This window comes from Leclercia pneumoniae (assembly GCF_017348915.1).
Classification (GTDB): Bacteria; Pseudomonadota; Gammaproteobacteria; order Enterobacterales; family Enterobacteriaceae; genus Enterobacter; species Enterobacter pneumoniae.
This window is the reverse complement of sequence record NZ_CP071383.1, coordinates 1,632,382-1,649,525: the sequence shown is the minus strand read 5'-3', so window position 1 is coordinate 1,649,525 and position 17,144 is coordinate 1,632,382. Positions and strand designations below refer to the sequence as shown.

General features: G+C 52.0%; 19 protein-coding genes, 2 tRNA genes and 1 other RNA gene. 8 read left to right on the top strand and 14 right to left on the bottom strand.

What is annotated here, in order from left to right:
* Positions 1–178 precede the first annotated feature (178 nt).
* On the top strand, positions 179–1,339 hold the full coding sequence (gene mdoC, locus JZ655_RS07760; RefSeq protein WP_207293456.1) for a glucans biosynthesis protein MdoC: 1,161 nt from the start codon (positions 179–181) through the stop codon (positions 1,337–1,339).
* A 34-nt stretch (positions 1,340–1,373) separates the two neighbouring features.
* Here mdoC and JZ655_RS07755 read toward each other — a convergent pair whose 3' ends face one another.
* The 6 genes from JZ655_RS07755 to csgB form a co-directional block, all read right to left on the bottom strand.
* A complete protein-coding gene (locus JZ655_RS07755; RefSeq protein ID WP_207293825.1) occupies positions 1,374–2,858 on the bottom strand; it encodes a phospholipase D family protein in 1,485 nt (494 codons plus the stop codon).
* Complete coding sequence (gene ymdB, locus JZ655_RS07750; protein WP_040076201.1) at positions 2,794–3,336, bottom strand: O-acetyl-ADP-ribose deacetylase; 543 nt, start codon at positions 3,334–3,336, stop codon at positions 2,794–2,796. Before ymdB ends, JZ655_RS07755 begins: the two co-directional genes overlap by 65 nt.
* A gap of 98 nt (positions 3,337–3,434) precedes the next feature.
* Positions 3,435–3,752 carry a type 1 fimbrial protein gene (locus tag JZ655_RS07745; protein ID WP_207293455.1) on the bottom strand — a complete coding sequence of 106 codons (318 nt, stop codon included), beginning with the start codon at positions 3,750–3,752 and terminating at the stop codon, positions 3,435–3,437.
* A 154-nt stretch (positions 3,753–3,906) separates the two neighbouring features.
* Complete coding sequence (gene csgC, locus JZ655_RS07740) at positions 3,907–4,233, bottom strand: curli assembly chaperone CsgC (RefSeq protein WP_040076203.1); 327 nt, start codon at positions 4,231–4,233, stop codon at positions 3,907–3,909.
* A 61-nt stretch (positions 4,234–4,294) separates the two neighbouring features.
* Complete coding sequence (gene csgA / locus JZ655_RS07735) at positions 4,295–4,750, bottom strand: curli major subunit CsgA (RefSeq protein ID WP_040076204.1); 456 nt, start codon at positions 4,748–4,750, stop codon at positions 4,295–4,297.
* 39 nt (positions 4,751–4,789) lie between these two features.
* Complete coding sequence (gene csgB, locus JZ655_RS07730; RefSeq protein ID WP_046885728.1) at positions 4,790–5,242, bottom strand: curli minor subunit CsgB; 453 nt, start codon at positions 5,240–5,242, stop codon at positions 4,790–4,792.
* A gap of 744 nt (positions 5,243–5,986) precedes the next feature.
* Here csgB and csgD point away from each other — a divergent pair.
* From csgD to csgG, 4 genes are read left to right on the top strand one after another with little or no spacing between them, the layout of a single operon-like run.
* Entirely contained in the window at positions 5,987–6,637 is a 651-nt protein-coding gene (gene csgD, locus JZ655_RS07725) for a biofilm master transcriptional regulator CsgD (protein ID WP_046885729.1), read from the top strand.
* 4 nt (positions 6,638–6,641) lie between these two features.
* Positions 6,642–7,031 carry a curli production assembly/transport protein CsgE gene (csgE, locus tag JZ655_RS07720; protein WP_040076209.1) on the top strand — a complete coding sequence of 130 codons (390 nt, stop codon included), beginning with the start codon at positions 6,642–6,644 and terminating at the stop codon, positions 7,029–7,031.
* Positions 7,032–7,055: 24 nt separating this feature from the next.
* A complete protein-coding gene (gene csgF, locus JZ655_RS07715; protein ID WP_040076210.1) occupies positions 7,056–7,472 on the top strand; it encodes a curli production assembly/transport protein CsgF in 417 nt (138 codons plus the stop codon).
* A gap of 26 nt (positions 7,473–7,498) precedes the next feature.
* Positions 7,499–8,332, top strand: a complete 834-nt coding sequence (csgG, locus tag JZ655_RS07710) for a curli production assembly/transport protein CsgG (RefSeq protein ID WP_040076211.1) — start codon at positions 7,499–7,501, stop codon at positions 8,330–8,332.
* 46 nt (positions 8,333–8,378) lie between these two features.
* Here the strand turns inward: csgG and JZ655_RS07705 are convergent, their stop codons facing one another.
* From JZ655_RS07705 to ghrA, 4 genes are all read right to left on the bottom strand, one after another.
* Positions 8,379–8,861: a DUF1097 domain-containing protein gene (locus JZ655_RS07705; RefSeq protein ID WP_207293454.1), complete on the bottom strand. Its 483-nt coding sequence runs from the start codon at positions 8,859–8,861 to the stop codon at positions 8,379–8,381.
* 96 nt (positions 8,862–8,957) lie between these two features.
* Positions 8,958–9,512, bottom strand: coding sequence for a TorD/DmsD family molecular chaperone (locus tag JZ655_RS07700; protein ID WP_207293453.1), 555 nt, complete (start codon positions 9,510–9,512; stop codon positions 8,958–8,960).
* A 20-nt stretch (positions 9,513–9,532) separates the two neighbouring features.
* On the bottom strand, positions 9,533–10,270 hold the full coding sequence (locus tag JZ655_RS07695) for a phosphatase (RefSeq protein WP_207293824.1): 738 nt from the start codon (positions 10,268–10,270) through the stop codon (positions 9,533–9,535).
* 83 nt (positions 10,271–10,353) lie between these two features.
* The gene (gene ghrA / locus JZ655_RS07690; protein ID WP_207293452.1) at positions 10,354–11,292 is read right to left on the bottom strand and encodes a glyoxylate/hydroxypyruvate reductase GhrA; all 939 of its coding nucleotides are present in this window, start codon (positions 11,290–11,292) and stop codon (positions 10,354–10,356) included.
* A 230-nt stretch (positions 11,293–11,522) separates the two neighbouring features.
* Between ghrA and JZ655_RS07685 the strand changes: the two genes are divergently transcribed.
* The 3 genes from JZ655_RS07685 to JZ655_RS07675 all read left to right on the top strand — a co-directional run bounded on the left by JZ655_RS07685 (position 11,523) and on the right by JZ655_RS07675 (position 12,339).
* Positions 11,523–11,610, top strand: a tRNA-Ser gene (locus JZ655_RS07685).
* A gap of 460 nt (positions 11,611–12,070) precedes the next feature.
* Positions 12,071–12,158: transfer RNA gene (locus JZ655_RS07680), tRNA-Ser, on the top strand.
* 45 nt (positions 12,159–12,203) lie between these two features.
* Positions 12,204–12,339, top strand: a non-coding RNA gene (locus tag JZ655_RS07675) — RtT sRNA.
* A 189-nt stretch (positions 12,340–12,528) separates the two neighbouring features.
* On the opposite strand, the gene phoH is transcribed toward JZ655_RS07675, so the two are convergent.
* The 4 genes from phoH to efeU all read right to left on the bottom strand — a co-directional run bounded on the left by phoH (position 12,529) and on the right by efeU (position 17,108).
* On the bottom strand, positions 12,529–13,317 hold the full coding sequence (gene phoH, locus JZ655_RS07670) for a phosphate starvation-inducible protein PhoH (RefSeq protein WP_040078532.1): 789 nt from the start codon (positions 13,315–13,317) through the stop codon (positions 12,529–12,531).
* Between the two features lie 497 nt (positions 13,318–13,814).
* On the bottom strand, positions 13,815–15,098 hold the full coding sequence (gene efeB / locus JZ655_RS07665; RefSeq protein ID WP_207293451.1) for an iron uptake transporter deferrochelatase/peroxidase subunit: 1,284 nt from the start codon (positions 15,096–15,098) through the stop codon (positions 13,815–13,817).
* A 5-nt stretch (positions 15,099–15,103) separates the two neighbouring features.
* Positions 15,104–16,231, bottom strand: coding sequence for an iron uptake system protein EfeO (gene efeO / locus JZ655_RS07660; RefSeq protein WP_207293450.1), 1,128 nt, complete (start codon positions 16,229–16,231; stop codon positions 15,104–15,106).
* Between the two features lie 43 nt (positions 16,232–16,274).
* Positions 16,275–17,108 (bottom strand): iron uptake transporter permease EfeU, encoded by an 834-nt coding sequence (efeU, locus tag JZ655_RS07655; RefSeq protein WP_207293449.1) that lies wholly within the window; start codon positions 17,106–17,108, stop codon positions 16,275–16,277.
* Positions 17,109–17,144: the final 36 nt, after the last annotated feature.

Genomic DNA, 17,144 nt, shown 5'->3' with positions numbered 1-17,144 from the left:
ATAATCACCGCTTTGTTCAGCGCGCTGGCTCATGGATTAAGCAAGTGAAAGTAACCCATTTTCACTTTGCGTGCTTATCCTGGAGACAGTGTGTCGGACTTCGTGTAGGGTTGGCCTCGAATGTAACCACTATGACCCTTAGGGATAAGACGAAAAGTCTGAGAATGCACAACGTTATATGAGCACAGCACCTGCACAACGTGAATATTTCCTCGACTCCATTCGGGCATGGCTCATGCTGTTGGGGATCCCCTTTCATATCTCATTGATCTATTCAAGCCACGTCTGGCACGTGAATAGCGCCGAGCCCTCCTGGTGGCTAACGCTGTTTAACGACTTTATTCACTCTTTCCGGATGCAGGTTTTCTTTGTTATCTCCGGCTACTTCTCTTATATGCTGTTTTTGCGCTATCCGCTGAAACGCTGGTGGAAAGTGCGTGTTGAGCGCGTCGGGATACCGATGCTGACCGCCATTCCGCTCCTCACGCTACCTCAATTCATCATGCTTCAGTATGTGAAGGGAAAAGCGGATGACTGGCATAACCTCTCCGGGTATGAAAAATACAACACCCTCGCCTGGGAGCTGATTTCACATCTCTGGTTCCTGTTGGTACTGGTGGTATTAACGACCATTAGTCTGTGGATCTTTAGCCGCGTGCGGCATCACCTTGCTACCCGTAGCGAAGGTCTGTTTGAACGAATTACGCTGGGTAAACTGTCGATTGTCTTCCTGCTATTGGGCATCGCTTACGCGGCGGTGCGTCGCACGCTGTTTATCCTCTACCCCCCTATTCTTAGCGACGGCATGTTCAACTTTGTGGTCATGCAGACGCTCTACTATCTGCCTTTCTACCTCCTGGGCGCGCTGGCCTTTATCTATCCTCAGCTGAAGGCGCTTTTTACCACCCCTTCCCGCGGGTGTACGCTGGGTGCGGCGCTGGCATTTGTGGCTTATCTGTTGAATCAGAAATATGGCAGCGGCGATGCCTGGATGTATGAAACTGAAAGCGTGATCACCATGCTACTTGGGCTGTGGATGGTAAATGTGGTCTTTGCGCTGGGCCACCGCCTGCTGAATTTTAAATCGTCACGGGTGACCTATTTCGTTAATGCCTCGCTCTTCATCTACCTGGTGCACCACCCACTGACGCTCTTCTTTGGTGCATACATTACGCCGCATATCGGTTCGAACCTGTTAGGATTTATTACCGGACTGGTGTTTGTCGTCGGCCTGGCGATTGTGCTGTACGAAATTCATCTGCGCATTCCCCTGCTGCGTTTCCTCTTCTCGGGTAAACCGCAGAACAAGGCTGAAAGCGTCAAACAAGCCGCAAACTAATCACGGTGCGCCGGATTATGGTCCGGCGCAGCTTTTACAGTAGCCACTCCACCGGCAGCCAGTAAGTGAGGCGGACCAGCACGCGCTGCCAGAAGCGGGTTTTGGGCTCCTTTTTGTGCACAATCTCTTTGCCCTCTTTGTACTCAATCCAGTTCAGACGCCCGAATTTGTCCAGCCGTAGTTGCCAGGCCTCATGACGCTGGCTACGCGAAAAGCGCTTATGAATCAACTGTGCCAGGGTTTTGCTCTCAATCACAAAGCCCATCTCGGTATTGAGCATCGTGGAGCGGGGATCAAAATTGAGCGAACCAATGAAGACCTTCTCCCCGTCAATGCTAAAGGTTTTCGCATGCAGGCTGGAACCGGAATTCCCGGTTATCCCCCGATCGTGCAGTACCGGCGGCCCTTCCTGGGTCGGTTTTAACTCATATAACTCTATACCGTGTCGCAGCAATTTCTTACGCCAGCGGGCATAGCCTGCATGAACTACCGCCACATCATTGGCCGCTAAAGAATTGGTGAGAATGGCAATCTTCACCCCTTTCCGTACCATTTGCAGCAGCAGCGCCACGCCCGAACGGGTGGGAACAAAATAAGAAGAGATAATATCGATCTGCTGTTCCGGCGAGCCCATTACATCCAGCAAACGCTGCGGCAGTAGAGAGTGTCGCTTTGCCCTACCCTGCCCTTTACCGGGATCGTCACTGAGTAGTCGCGTTTTGGCCCAAATCAGCGGTAGGTCACGGGCTTCGAGGCGAGTGATAAATTCACTCGACGCGAGCTTGTCGAGATAGCGGCGGGTAATATCCCCCTGGTACCAGGTTTCCGGCGGGGTGAGTTTTTCCGCGATCTCCGTCTCGGAAAGCTCTAACACTTGTCGCAAAGTCGAAACCGACGCACAGCGCCAGTACCGCTCAAAATCGTCTGCCACGTCCTTTACCACAGGCCCAACGGCCATGACGTCCAGGTCAGAAAAGAGCGGCTCTTCTCCGGCGCCAAAATAGGCGTCTCCCACGTTGCGTCCGCCAATGATGGTCGCTTCGCCATCAACCGTGAACGATTTATTGTGCATGCGCCGATTGAGCCTGGCAAAATCGGTCAGATAGCCCAGCGCACGCAGGCTACGAAAAGAGAAAGGGTTAAAAAGGCGTACAGAGATATTGGGATGCGCATCGAGAAGAGAGAGGATCTCATCCAGGCCCTGGGTGTTATTGTCATCCAGCAAGAGGCGAACCCGCACCCCGCGCGAGGCTGCGGCTAAGAGTACGGAAAACAACAGCCGCCCGGACATGTCGTCTTCCCAGATGTAATACTGCACATCAAGCGAGCGCTCTGCCATCTCGGCCAGCCGGTAACGACAGGCAAAAGCGTCGAGACTGTCATCCAGCGGGAGTAGACCACACAGGCCGGGATGTGCAGAGCTTACCGGCGCAATGGCGCGGCCTAGCCGCGTATTATGCGTCGGTTTCTTGTCCTCCCTGGGTAAGGAGTCGCTGATATAGCCGGGTATTTTCTTCATCATAACAGACAAAGTATACCCGCTCCGGCAGAGGCTTGCGGGTGAGATAGTCTGAAACCGTAGCGACGGCGATTTCTGCAGCGGCCACGCGCGGAAAACCGTAAACGCCAGTACTGATGGCCGGGAATGCCAGGCTTTGATAGCCATTGGCTGCGGCCAGTTTCAGGCTGTTCAGATAGGCCTCTTCAAGGGTACGGGCTTCATGGTGATCGCCACCATGCCAGACTGGGCCGACGGTATGGATCACCGCTTTAGCGGGAAGATTGCCTGCGAGGGTTATGACCGCCTGACCCGGGGCGCACTCGCCCTGCTGCTGACGCACCTTTTTACAGGCCTCAAGGAGTTCCGGACCTGCCGCCCGGTGGATGGCCCCATCCACGCCGCCGCCGCCCATCAGGGAAGGATTGGCCGCATTCACTATGACATCCACCTGCAGTGTGGTGATATCGCCCTGGATAACTTCAATTCGCGCCTGCATAAGTACCTCTGCTTGCGGTTTTCTTTTAATTGTATCGCAGAGGCCACGTAGATAAAGGGAAGATTTTGACCTCTTCCCTGTTTTAATCGAGGCCGGGCCTAGCGGTAATTGACCTCAAGAATGGCCAGTTTTCGCTCTGGAGTCAGGTATTTCATGCGTAAATCTGCGACCCCAACATTCACGGTCGCCCCGTCACTGACTGCCTGATAGCTGACGTTGCGGCTGTGCATTTCACCGGCCTGATAGCAGGTAAATTGTACCGCTTGCTGTTGCGGCGAGATGACGCAGGGATCTTCCACAACGCGGCCAACGATTTTGATAACCGCTGCGTTTTCCAGCGTGGCAGAGAGAGCAGGCGCAAGGAAAAGGAGGGTGACAGAGAGACCAGAGAGATATTTGATGGCTGACGTAACCATTAGTGAGACCCTTAATGATATCGTCCTTGATGATGAAACCACCTGCCCGAAATAGGCCTGTGGGCGGGTATCGACGACACCCCTTACGTCAGCATAGACAGGGGCTCAAACTAATTCCAGAACTATAATATATTGATTTAATGAATGTTTTAAATCAGGATTTCGACGGCGGCCACTGCTGGGACAGGTGAAGCGATTTACCGTCAGATACTGTCACAACCATATTGATGGCATCATCAGGCCCGGCGTTTACGCTGATGCGGCTCAAGTCGACAGTCCTGTTCGCCGGTAGCGTCAGTGTATTACGCTGCTGAGAGGTACTTTGTCCCCCCTGTCCTTTGCGTAACGTGACGATCTGTACCTGGCAAAGACAGGATTCCGTTAGCGTGACCTGCGGAATAATGGTCAGCATGCCGTTCTCCTGAGAGGTTTGAAACGTTATCTGACTGGAGAGCGCAGCAAGAAGTAGCAGCGTATTCATAAATTACCCCCGAAAAAAAACAGGGCAAAGGCCCTGTTTGTTTGTAGCACAGATTTGACGATTAATACTGATGTGCAGTCGCGTTGTTGGCGAAACCAACCTGCTGAACAACGACGTTCGAGCCTGATGCAGTCTGGTCAACTGCTGCGGCGTTGCGACCGCCACTCTGAGAGACGTTGATATCCGCGTTTTTAGCGTTCCACTGGTCGATGGTGGCGTTGTTACCAAAGCCATGCTGGGTCAGCAGAATGTCGCTGTCGTCAGCACCCTGGCCAACGTCTGCGCCGTTGCCAAAACCGTTCTGACGAATAGTCAGGTCTGAATTTCTTGCATCCGTTTGCAGAGCAAGTGCTGCGTTACTGCCACCACTCTGATAAATGCTCAAATTTGAATTTGGGCCGCCATTATTACCGCCCCAGCCACCATTCCCACCGTGGCCATATTGAGGAACAGAACCTGCCATAGCACTGCCAGAAACTACGATCGCTGCAATAACTGCCACTTTTAAAAGTTTCATGGTAAACCCCCATCGGATTGATTTAAGTGCCGCGCGTGGTTAGCGTTGAATAACGCGAATATCCATTTGCGACTGTCTCTGTACTACAACTGCTGTTTTCTGTGTACCGTACTGCGCAATGCTCGCTCTATTACCAGAACCTTTCTGGATAATCATCGCGGTATTACCGTATGCAGCTTGTTTAATGCTTGCATCATTCGAATTACCGGATTGATCAATATATGCAAGATTGTAACTGCCTGATTGATCTATCCTTGCACGATTATTTCCGCCCTCCTGTGAGACGACAGATAATAATTTCGAGCCGTCCTGCCGAACAGCAGCGTTATTATTAACGCCCTGCTGACCTATAATGGCTGACTGGTTATATGAAGCTTTACTTAATTCATTAACCGCGAAATTATATTCAGAAACCGCTAAATCTGATGTTGCCGCGAAAACTACCCCAGGCGCACCCAGCAATGTTAACATCAATAACATCTTGCTCTTCATGTTGTCACCCTGGACCTGGACTTACGTGAATAACATTGTGTTAACAACAGTGAAAGTTTGTTAACGCCGCGTTACGAAGAACAGTATGTCGGGGTAAACAATTTAAATATCTCACCCGCCAGTTGTATTTTTATTCTTGTGGTCACCCCAAAGTATTAATTAATACTCATCAAGGTAGCGATAAGTCTGGTTATCGTTATGTCATACGGGTCATTTCCCACTTTTAACAATAAAACGTAGAGGATGGCGAACCGGGCGTTACGGCTTCGTTATAGGTGATAAAACAGGATATATTTTTAAGAGCGTGACACAAGGCGTCATTTCTTAAGACGTTTACAGATTGTAACCTGAGTCGTAGATTCCGGGCAGGACTCATACCTGATGCGCAAGCCTGTACAAATTAAATTTACATTTAAATTCATCTGGTTATAAATATTTGTATGATTTTTAAAATGTGTGCACCAATATCAATATGTACAACTTTATTATCAAATATAAGCATTTTAAACTCTCTGTTTTTACAAATCAATATTGATTTTTACATCCTGTTACATGTTTAACACTTGCTTTAAAAATCGTAATAGCTAGATTGAAATCAGAAGTTCAGTAGTATTTTTTATTTTACCTCCTTCTGGAGGATATGATTTTCTTCTACACACAGCAGTGCAACATCTGTCAGTACTTCTGGTGCCCTCTTAATATAAGAGGGCAGCTGCCGGATGTCCCGAAAAAAGGGGTTTCATCATGTTTAATGAAGTCCATAGTATTCATGGTCATGCTTTATTGTTGATCACCAAGCCTTCGTTGCAAGCCACAGCTTTACTACAGCATTTGAAACATACTCTGTCACTGAACGGGAAATTGCATAATATTCAACGTTCTTTTGACGACATTACGACTGGCAGTATTATTCTTTTCGACATGATGGAAGCCGACAAAAAGCTTATCCATTACTGGCAGGATATTTTAAGCAGGAAAAACAATAATATCCGTGTACTTTTATTGAATACTCCTGACGAGTATCCCTTCAGAGATATCGAAAGCTGGCCCCATATCAACGGCGTTTTTTATGTCAGTGAAGACGAGACGCGCGTTATCGATGGGCTGCAAAGCATATTGCGCGGCGAATGCTACTTTTCGCAAAAGCTTGCTAGCTATCTCATCACACACTCCGGAAATTATCGCTACAACAGTTCGGAATCCGCTTTGCTTACGCATCGCGAAAAAGAGATTTTGAATAAACTTCGCATCGGAGCTTCAAATATTGAAATCGCCCGTTCGTTATTTATCAGCGAAAATACGGTTAAGACTCACCTATATAATCTTTTCAAGAAGATAGCTGTTAAAAACCGAACTCAGGCTGTTTCATGGGCAAACGATAACCTCAGGCGTTAACGCTATGAAACGCACCATGAGTTGGATTGCCGCCGCAGGTTTTTTACTTGCTGCCGGGGAGCTGCACGCGGTTGAAGTGGAGATCCCCGGATTATTGACCGATCACACAGTTTCGTCTGTCGGGCACAGCTTTTATCGTGCATTTAGCGACAAATGGGAAAGTGATTACCCCGGCAACTTAACCATCAATGAGCGGCCCAGCGCACGTTGGGGAAGCTGGATAACCATAACGGTCAATCAGGACGTGATATTTCAGACTTTCTTATTCCCAGGCAAACAAGGTCTCGATGACAACGTGAATGTTGCCCTGGCGCAAACCGAAGAGGCGCTTAATCGTTTGCAAATAGATAAAGCTCTATTGAGCACAGGCGATTTAGCACAAGACGAATTTTAAAAGCATTATTATCCGGAGGCTGTCATGCGTATAAAACATGCAGTGATTGTATTAATGTTTATTTCACCCATTACCTGGGCCGGGAATATGACTTTCCAGTTCCGCAACCCTAATTTTGGTGGAAACCCCAATAATGGCGCATTCCTTTTAAACAGTGCCCAGGCACAGAACTCCTATAAAGATCCCAGTTTTGATGATGACTTTGGCATCGAAACGCCCTCTGCGCTGGATAACTTTACCCAGGCTATTCAGTCGCAAATATTGGGTGGACTGTTAACCAATATTAATACCGGTAAGCCTGGCCGCATGGTGACCAGCGATTACATCGTTGATATTGCTAATAAAGATGGGCAGTTGCAGTTAAACGTAACCGACCGGAAAACGGGGAAAACCTCCACTATCCAGGTTTCGGGTTTACAAACTAACTCAACCGACTTTTAGACAACGTCGTAATAAGGACAATAATCATGCAGCGCTTACTGTTACTTGTTGCAGTGTGCTTATTGAGCGGTTGTTTAACTGCTCCACCTAAAGAAGCCGCTAAACCGACATTAATGCCCCGGGCCCAAAGTTATCGTGATTTAACTCATCTGCCGATGCCGACCGGGAAAGTTTTCGTCTCGGTCTATAACATCCAGGATGAGACCGGACAATTCAAACCTTACCCGGCGAGTAACTTCTCTACTGCTGTACCGCAAAGCGCCACGGCAATGCTGGTGACGGCGTTAAAAGATTCTCGCTGGTTTGTGCCGCTGGAACGTCAGGGACTGCAAAACCTGCTGAACGAACGCAAGATTATTCGTGCCGCACAGGAGAACGGAACCGTTGCCATCAATAACCGTGTTCCGCTCGAGTCGTTAACTGCAGCAAACGTCATGGTGGAAGGTTCGATTATTGGTTACGAAAGTAACGTGAAATCTGGCGGCGTGGGGGCCCGGTATTTTGGTATCGGCGGCGATACCCAGTACCAGCTGGATCAGATAGCGGTTAACCTTCGTGTTATTAACGTTAGCACGGGTGAGATCTTATCTTCGGTCACCACCAGCAAAACGATCCTCTCTTATGAGGTTCAGGCTGGGGTCTTCCGCTTTATTGATTACCAGCGCCTGCTTGAGGGTGAAATTGGCTACACCTCGAATGAACCGGTCATGCTCTGCCTGATGTCTGCTATCGAGACAGGTGTTATTTTCCTGATTAACGACGGTATCGATCGTGGTTTATGGGATCTGCAGAATAAAAATGATGTGAAAAACGATATCCTGGTTAAATACCGTCAGATGTCGGTACCGCCTGAATCCTGATTGCTAATGGCGCATCAAAAAAGGCGAGACAGATGTCTCGCCTTTTTTATTCATTTAACGCCGCTACGCGTTGCGATCGTTCTCGCCTGGCGGCAATCCACAGCCCGCTATTTTTCATGGCATACCCAAATACCAACCCCAGCAGCAGAGACGGCACTACCAGCGCCCAGTCTCCCTGCCCTGCGAAGGTAGCGCACGCACCGATAAAGGTGCCCGGTACGAACGAAAGCAGCAGATGTTTTGCCTGTATGCACATCAGAAACGCCACTATACCGGTCATAACGTAGCCTGCCAGCTCCATATGCGGTGCCAGCGCGCTGCCGTGAATGATGATTAACGCCCATGCAACACCGCTCATCAGGGTGCAGCCTGAGATAAAGAGCCCCTTAAGTCCGCCCTGCGGGCAGGCGAAATAGGCCGTACATCCCAGGAAACCGGCCCAGCTCAGTAGCCCTAATGAGACGGCAACCCATCCCCAGATACCGGAGAGGATGCCTGTCGTGATTGCGATAGAAAGGAGTATGTTCATGGCGCGCATCTTAGCAGATACGCGCCAGTGAAATGCGATCAGAAGCACATAATATGTAAAATGAGATTCACCGTTACATTATTTATGTGACAGATATCACTCTTCGTTCTCTTCCTGAAGTTCATCCCACATGGCTGCGATAGCGTCACGGGTTAAGGGAGCCATGGTCCGCCAGAATGGAGAGGCCGCATGGGCTTCAACTTTCCCCAGGAAGGTGTCACACCACGGCAGAATGTAATCCGCAAAGAGCGTTTCAAGCGCCTCGTTTTCGTCATCCCCGGCATGATCTTCAATCCACGATGCTGCCAGCAGCAAGGTACCGATGTGATCCGCCGGCGTATCAGACAGGGGCATGCCGCGCTCTGAAAGAAAAGCCCTTACCTCGGCCTCTGTTGCCCCCTCTTCCCAGGCGGAACGATAAGGCGACACGCGGCACTCCTCGCCAACAAACAGAGCGTTGTAATCTGCGGCAATTTGCTGCATATCGCAGCTATGCTGCAGACGCTGTAACTGCTCATCCTGCTCCAGCGGCCAGCTCTGCGCCAGTTTGCCTTCACGAATCAGGGTGAAGAGCGGCACCAGCAGCGGATCCTGAGGCTGACGGTAGTACAAAGAGCCCAGCACGCGGCAGAGGATGGAAAACTCATTCATTTATTTAGTCCATTACACAGTTAAAATTCAGCAAATTCAGGGATAGGTTCCATCCCCCGCGACGCCAGGAAGTCGAGCATGCGTCGAGGCGTCACGTTCAGAATCTGATCTTCCGGGAAGTCGACCTCGTCGAGGATTTTACGGCACTCGCTAAAATCACCCAGCGTGAACGCGGTGTGGGAGTCGGAACCCAGCGCCACCATCCCTCCGGCGTCTCGTACCGCCGCCGCGACAGCCCGGCAGTTCGCTTCACTGCCCTTACGCGAGTGAACGAATGACGAGTTGTTGATCTCCAGCGCCACGCGGTGTTCGGCCGCGGCCTGCGCCACTGCCTTAATGTCGATAGGATATTTTGGATTGCCCGGATGGCTGATGATATGCACATTGCCGCTGGCAATGGTGGCAATCATCGCATCGGTATTTGTGGCCTGATCCTGAGGGGCAAATACCGGTTCATGGAACCCGGCCAGAATCAGATCCAGAGAGGTGAGCATCGGGCCGGTACAGTCAATCTCACCCTGGGTGTTTTTGATATTCGCCTCAATGCCGCGCAGGATCCCGACGCCGTCTACCACGCGTGGCCAGATACGCATATTCACAAAGTGCCAATAGTGCGGAGCATCTGCCATATCAGGGCCGTGATCGGTAATCGCAAAGAGTTTGATGTTCTTAAGCTTTGCTTGTGCGATGTAGTCATGAAGGTTGCTGTAGGCGTGGGTGCTGGCGACAGTGTGCATGTGCAGGTCAACGGGATACATCATTCTCTCCTCTCATCTTTCCCAAAGGATAGCAGTTATCGTCTGCGAATATTAGCAAAAACCCGGCAAACGCCGGGTTTAACTCAGTAACCGCGCTGGCGGTCTACCTGTCCGCTGACGGGTTTTCCCGCTTCCAGCTGTGTGATGGTGCGGGCAATATAATCGACGGCTTCTGCCGGACGCGTGACGGCGGCAATATGCGGCGTCATAGCCACGCGCGGATGTGCCCAGAGCGGGCTTTCAGGCGGCAGCGGCTCTTTACTGTAGACATCCAGCATGGCCCCTTTCAGTTTTCCGCTCCCGAGGGCAGCCAGCAGGTCAGGTTCAACCACGTGCACGCCGCGAGCCAGGTTGATGAGATAACTTTGATCGGGCAGTTGTCTGAGCAGCGCCCCATTGATAATGCCCGCCGTCTCTGCCGTATTGGGCAGCAGGTTTATGAGCACGCGGGTCTCTTTGAGGAAATCTGGCAGCTCTTCCACACCGGCATAGCTGGTTACGCCTGGCAGCTCTTTACGACTGCGACTCCAGCAGCGCAGCGGGAATCCCCAGGGTGCCAGCGCTTCGGCAACTTTCGAGCCCAGCACCCCCGCCCCCAGGATACCAATGGTAAAGTCTTCACGCTGATAATCCGCTAACGGTTCCCAGTGCGCCTGTAACTTGAAGGCCTGATAATCATCGAATCGGCGGAACCAGTGCAATACCTGGCTCACGGCGTACTCCTGCATCTGCTCGCCCATCCCGGTATCTTCCAGGCGGAACAGGGGGATATGTTCAGGCAACATCTCTGGATGGGCTTTTAGCTTGCTGAGAATCGAATCAACGCCGGCGCCGAGTGCAAACACTGCTTTCAGATCGCGTCCCTGGAGCATTTCGATGGGTGGATGCCAGACCAGGGCGTAATCCGCATGATCTTTATCTCCTCGCTTCCACTCGCGAACCCGCGCCCCCGGCAATGCTGCTGACAGGGCATTAAGCCAATAAGCGGTATCAAATGTAGGGTGATAAAAGATGATATCCATAATTTCTCCTGCTTTTCTGCGCTGTTTTATTTTCATTTTCAACTGGATTGCCAGCATAACAAATAAATGCGGCTGCTGCGTTGCTGATAAAAGAGGCGCTTTCAGAACAATTAGGAAGCATATTGCTTGAAGTTTGTATGAACGCGCTAAATTACTGAAAAAGTGAGTTGACGACCGTTCGGGTTTTCCTTACATTAGCGCCCGTCCAAGCAACAACGGGATGACAATATGGTGAGGTGTCCGAGTGGCTGAAGGAGCACGCCTGGAAAGTGTGTATACGGCAACGTATCGGGGGTTCGAATCCCCCCCTCACCGCCATATTTTGAGAAAGAGCTCGTACGAAAGTACGGGCTTTTTTTTCGCATATTGCACGCCTGCGGGGGGGATGAGAACTCCCGACTGGGGTTCGACAACTGGCGCAGCCAGTTGGACAGACTGGGAGCGAAGCGAACAGGCTGCCCGTAGGGCGAGCGCAGCGAGTCAATCCCCCCCTCACCGCCATATTCGAGATAAGAGCTCGTACGCAAGTACGGGCTTTTTTCTTTTATATTCTCCGCCAGGGGGGGATGAGAACCCCCGACCGGGGTTCGGCAACCGGCTCCATCCAACTACGCCCATTCACAGCGTCAACAGCCCGCTCCACAACGATAAAAACGATGGAGCTGATTATTGCTTAACCGAACAAACCATTAATTATAAAATCTGCTTGACCGATTTAGCCCATCTCCCTATAGTAGCGCCCCGTTGCCCCCCACGTGGTCAGGCAGCAAAACAATATGGTGAGGTGTCCGAGTGGCTGAAGGAGCACGCCTGGAAAGTGTGTATACGGCAACGTATCGGGGGTTCGAATCCCCCCCTCACCGCCATATTTGAGAAAGAGCTCGTACGAAAGTACGGGCTTTTTTTTCGCATATTGCACGCCTGCGGGGGGGATGAGAAACCCCGACTGGGGTTCGACAACTGGCGCAGCCAGTTGGACAGATGACGAGCCTGCGAGGAATCTGCCCGAAGGGCGAGCGCAGCGAGTCAATCCCCCCCTTACCGCCATATTCGAGATGAGAGCTCGTACGAAAGTACGGGCTCTTTTCTTTTATATTCTCCGCAGGGGGGATGAGAACTCCCGACCGGGGTTCGACAACTGGCGCAGCCAGTTGGACAGACTGAGCGCGCAGCGAATCTATCCCCCTCCCAAAAAAACAAAGCCCGGTTTCCCGGGCCTTGAACAGAACAGCGAACTCAGTAATACGCATTCAACGTTCGCTGACACAAAGCCGATCGTACGCAATCGTCTTTTGTGAAGCGGACAATACCCACCATCTCATCTTCCTCAAAACGTGCCAGCGCATCGCTTAATCCCGACGGAACGCCCGCCGGCAAATCGCACTGCGTAATATCACCGTTAACGATGACCGTCACGTTCTCCCCGAGGCGCGTTAAAAACATCTTCATTTGCGCAGCGGTCACGTTCTGAGCCTCGTCGAGAATCACAACCGCATTTTCAAATGTACGTCCGCGCATATAGGCGAACGGCGCGATTTCTACCTTGCCAATTTCTGGTCGTAGGCAGTACTGCATAAAGGAAGCGCCCAACCGTTTAACGAGCACGTCGTAAACCGGCCGGAAGTAAGGCGCAAACTTCTCCGAGATATCGCCTGGCAGGAAGCCCAGGTCTTCATCGGCCTGCAGCACAGGACGAGTAACAATAATCTTGTCTACGTCCTTATGGATCAGAGCCTCCGCCGCTTTGGCGGCGCTTATCCAGGTTTTACCGCATCCGGCTTCGCCAGTTGCAAAGATAAGCGATTTTCTCTCAATAGCATTCAGGTACTGCGCCTGAGCGTCATTGCGTGCCACAACAGGAGTAAGATCACGGCTGTCCCTTGCCATGCCAATTGCTTCAACGCCACTCATCTGCACAAGCGAGGTGACCGATTCTTCTTCACGCTGTTTATGGCTGCGTGAATCTCGTCTCAGCACACGTTTTGCTTCACGACGAGCTTTGATCACTGCTTTTTGTCTTCCCATGGATAGCACCTTGAGTTGTTGGTATTCATCACACACGCCGTTGCCGGCGCGATTATGCGCACAAACATCTGAGGTTTGGCTTCCTTTTAAGCCATAGCTTGCCTGGTTGTTGGACATTGCCGAACGGCTACGCGCACCGTTCGGCACGTGGGAAAAATCATGATTTACGTTGGTGGGGGCGTTTTTTGTGGTGAAGAAATCGCTGTCGGAGTCTAAGCCTCCGCGTCGGGTGCTGCGGTTATTGCGTTTACCTTGTCCAGTACAGGACCCTACCATTCGCGATCTCCATAGTGAAAGACATCACTGCCGGGATTTACCGCTTTCCTAGAATAAGTACATCAGGATTTAAAACAAATGCAACATTTATTTTACCTGAATGCAACTTTCAGAGTCGCCCTGCAGCAGACCACAGTGTCATTCAGAATTATTACAAAATTATAACATCAGGAAGATCATAGTAAAAAAAGCTCTCCCGCACCACGATGCGGGAGAGTTATTCAGGCTTCGAGTAAACCCTGAGCGAGGTAGTGATTTTTATCCAGGGCGCCCGGTAAGGCGAAGAAATAGCCGCCGCCAATGGGCTTCACATACTCTTCCAGCGCTTCGCCATTTAGCCGCTTTTGTACGGTTAAAAAGCCTTTATTCAGGTCGTGCTGATAACAGACAAACAGCAGCCCCATGTCCAGTTGCCCCGAGTTGGTCACGCCCAGCGAGTAGCTGTATCCCCTGCGCATCATCAGGCTGGAGGCGGTCTCTTTGGTGCGAGGATTGGCGAGACGAATATGGCTATCGAGGGCGATAGTCTCCCCGTCGGGATCGCGGGCGTAGTCCGGCACATCGTGCTCGTTTTTCATTCCCAGCGGCGCCCCGCTCTGTTTGTCGCGGCCAAAGATGGTCTGCTGCTCTTTCAGCGGCGTACGATCCCAGAACTCCACATGGAACTGAATGATACGCACCGCCTGATAGCTGCCGCCTACGGCCCAGGCCGGTTCGCCCTGATCCGCTGTGACCCATACCACCTCGTTCATCAGCACATTGTCGCTGCTGTCGGGGTTGGCAGTCCCGTCTTTAAAACCGAGCAGGTTAACCGGCGTCTCTTTGCCTTTACTGCGCGCCGCGTGATCGGAGATAAACCCTTCCCGTTTCCAGCGCACGCTCAGCAGGTCCGGAGTATGTTTGATCACATCGCGCAACGCGTGGATCACCGTGTCCTGGGTGTTGGCGCAAATTTGCAGCAGGACATCACCATGACAGAAGGCGGCATCCAGCGAATCGTTCGGGAAGCGCGTCATTTTTTGCAGCGCCTTAGGCTTCAGCTTTTGCAAACCAAAGCGTGCATCAAACAGCGATTCGCCCAGCGAGACGGTAATGGTCAGATTATCCGGGGCAATATAGGCCCCCAGAATACCGGAATCCATGGGCGGCAGGCGTGTATTCTGGGTATCGGGGGCCGGGCCGCCCGTCGTCAGGAAGTCGATACGGGCCGTTAACAGCCGGAACAGACGCTCCAGATCGGCTTTATCGCTGGCCAGAACATCAAAAGCCACCAGCATCATCGATGCCTGCTGCGGCGTAAGAATACCCGCCTGATGTTTACCGAAGAACGGCTGCGTCTCCATGCGTGCATCCGGGGAGAGCGTCCCCGGCGCGCTTTGCGGTTTTGCCGCATGCGCTACCGGGCAACCCCCTGCCAGAGCGAGCGCGCCGCCAAGCGCGCCGACCCCTTTTAACAACCGACGCCGCGAAGGCTGGGCAACGTCGTACTCATCGTGCTTGTTCATGATGCTTAATCCAGACCCAGCACGCCGCGCAGTTGAGCCAGATCTTCCGCCAGAGTAGTAATCGGTCCTTTCAGGGCATTACGATCCGCCTCGGTCAGCTTTTCATAGGTCTCGTAGCCGTCTTTGGTGCGGTATTTCGCCAGAATGGTGTTCACTTTTTTGAAGTTGGCATCCACCTTCGTCAGGAGCGCGCTGTTCTCTTTTTGCAGTTGAGGACGCAGCAGGTCGACAATCTTCTGCGCGCCTTCCACGTTCGCCTGGAAGTCCCAGAGGTCGGTATGACTGTAACGATCTTCTTCACCGCTGATTTTGCTGGCCGCGACTTCTTCAATCAGACCTGCCGCGCCGCCCACGACTTTAGATGGCGGGAATGCCAGCTCGCTGATGCGTTTTTGCAGCTCCAGCACATCGCTATTGAGTTGATCGGCATAGTGCTCCATCCCTTTAGTGCTGTTATCGCCAAACAGCGCCTTTTCCAGACGGTGGAAGCCGGTGAATTTAGGATCGGCCGCTTTTTGCTCGTAATCATCTTCACGGGCGTCGATGCTGCCGTCGAGGTCGGAGAAGAGCTCAGCGATAGGTTCAATACGTTCGTAATGCTGACGGGTCGGCGCATACAGCGATTTGGCCTTTTCGATATCGCCCGCTTTCACCGCATCGGTGAAGGCTTTGGTCCTGGCGACCAGGTCGGCGGTCTCTTTCGTCACATAAGCTTTGTAGGCGGTGATGGCGTCGCCCAGGCTTAGTAAGGCCTCCCCTTTCGCCGCCTCGGCAGTGGCACCGCCTTTAACAATCAGCTTGCCTTTCGGGTTGGTCAGCAGGCCACAGGTCATCTCATACTCACCCGGCTCCAGGTTGGCCGTCATCTTCTGGCTAAAGCCTGGGGCAATGTTCTCACGCTCTTCCACAACCATCACCCCTTTCAGGATCTCCCACTCCAGCGCTTTCTGGCTATGGTTCTGAATGAGGAACTGGGTCTTGCCGCTATTGACCGTGAGGGTCATCGGCTCACACTGCTTGTCATTGACGGTGACTTTCACCTGTGGAATATCGGCAGCCTGCACATAAAACGCAGAGGACAACAGCGCGGCAATACCTGCCTGTAACGCGGTACGACGAAATTGAATAGCCATGACCCTTCCCGTTAATAAGTATGTTGTAACTAAATAAAGCACGTTACAGCGCAGTCCGCGTCGGTTGCGTGCTGGGGCGTGATGGCATGAAAAACAGCACCAGCGCCGGAATAAGATAGATAAAATAGATCGCCACTTCGCTGACGCTCGGCGTCTCCTGATAACCGAAGATGCCTTCGAGGAGCGTTCCCGCCAGTGTGTGGGTAGAGAGGATAGTGCTCAGGTCAAAAGCCACATCCTGGAAGTGATTCCACAGCCCGGCCTCGTGGAAAGCGCGGATAGCGCCCGCTGCCAGCCCGGCGGCCACCAGCAGGATAAACAGGCTGGTCCATTTGAAAAAAGCGCCGAGGTTGAGACGCACGCCGCCCCAGTAGAGAAGAAAACCGAGCACCACGGCGGTCGCCAGCCCCAGTACAGCGCCGAGCGGTGGCCAGATACCTACGTCCTGCTGGAATGCCGCCAGCAGGAAAAAGACCGACTCCAGCCCTTCGCGGGCGACGGCGAAAAAGACCATCATGATCAGCGCCCAGCCGTGATGATTGCCTTTCTGCAGGGCGCTATCGACCGCCTGCTCCAGCTGAACTTTGACGTTACGGGACACTTTACGCATCCAGAACACCATCCAAGTGAGGATCACCACGGCAATTACCGCCACGATGCCTTCGAATAACTCCTGCTCTTTTTGCGGAAACTCGCCGGTGGTTTCGTTGATGGCAATGCCCAGCCCCAGGCAGAGCGCTGCGGCGAGGAAAACCCCAATCCACATCACCCCAATCCAGCGCCCGCGTTGGGTGCGTTTCAGGTAACTGGCGATAAGACTGACAATTAAGGCCGCTTCAAGGCCTTCACGTAACATAATGAGAAATGGAACAAACATGCCGACACCTTAAATGTTTATCGCCGTCAATTGATG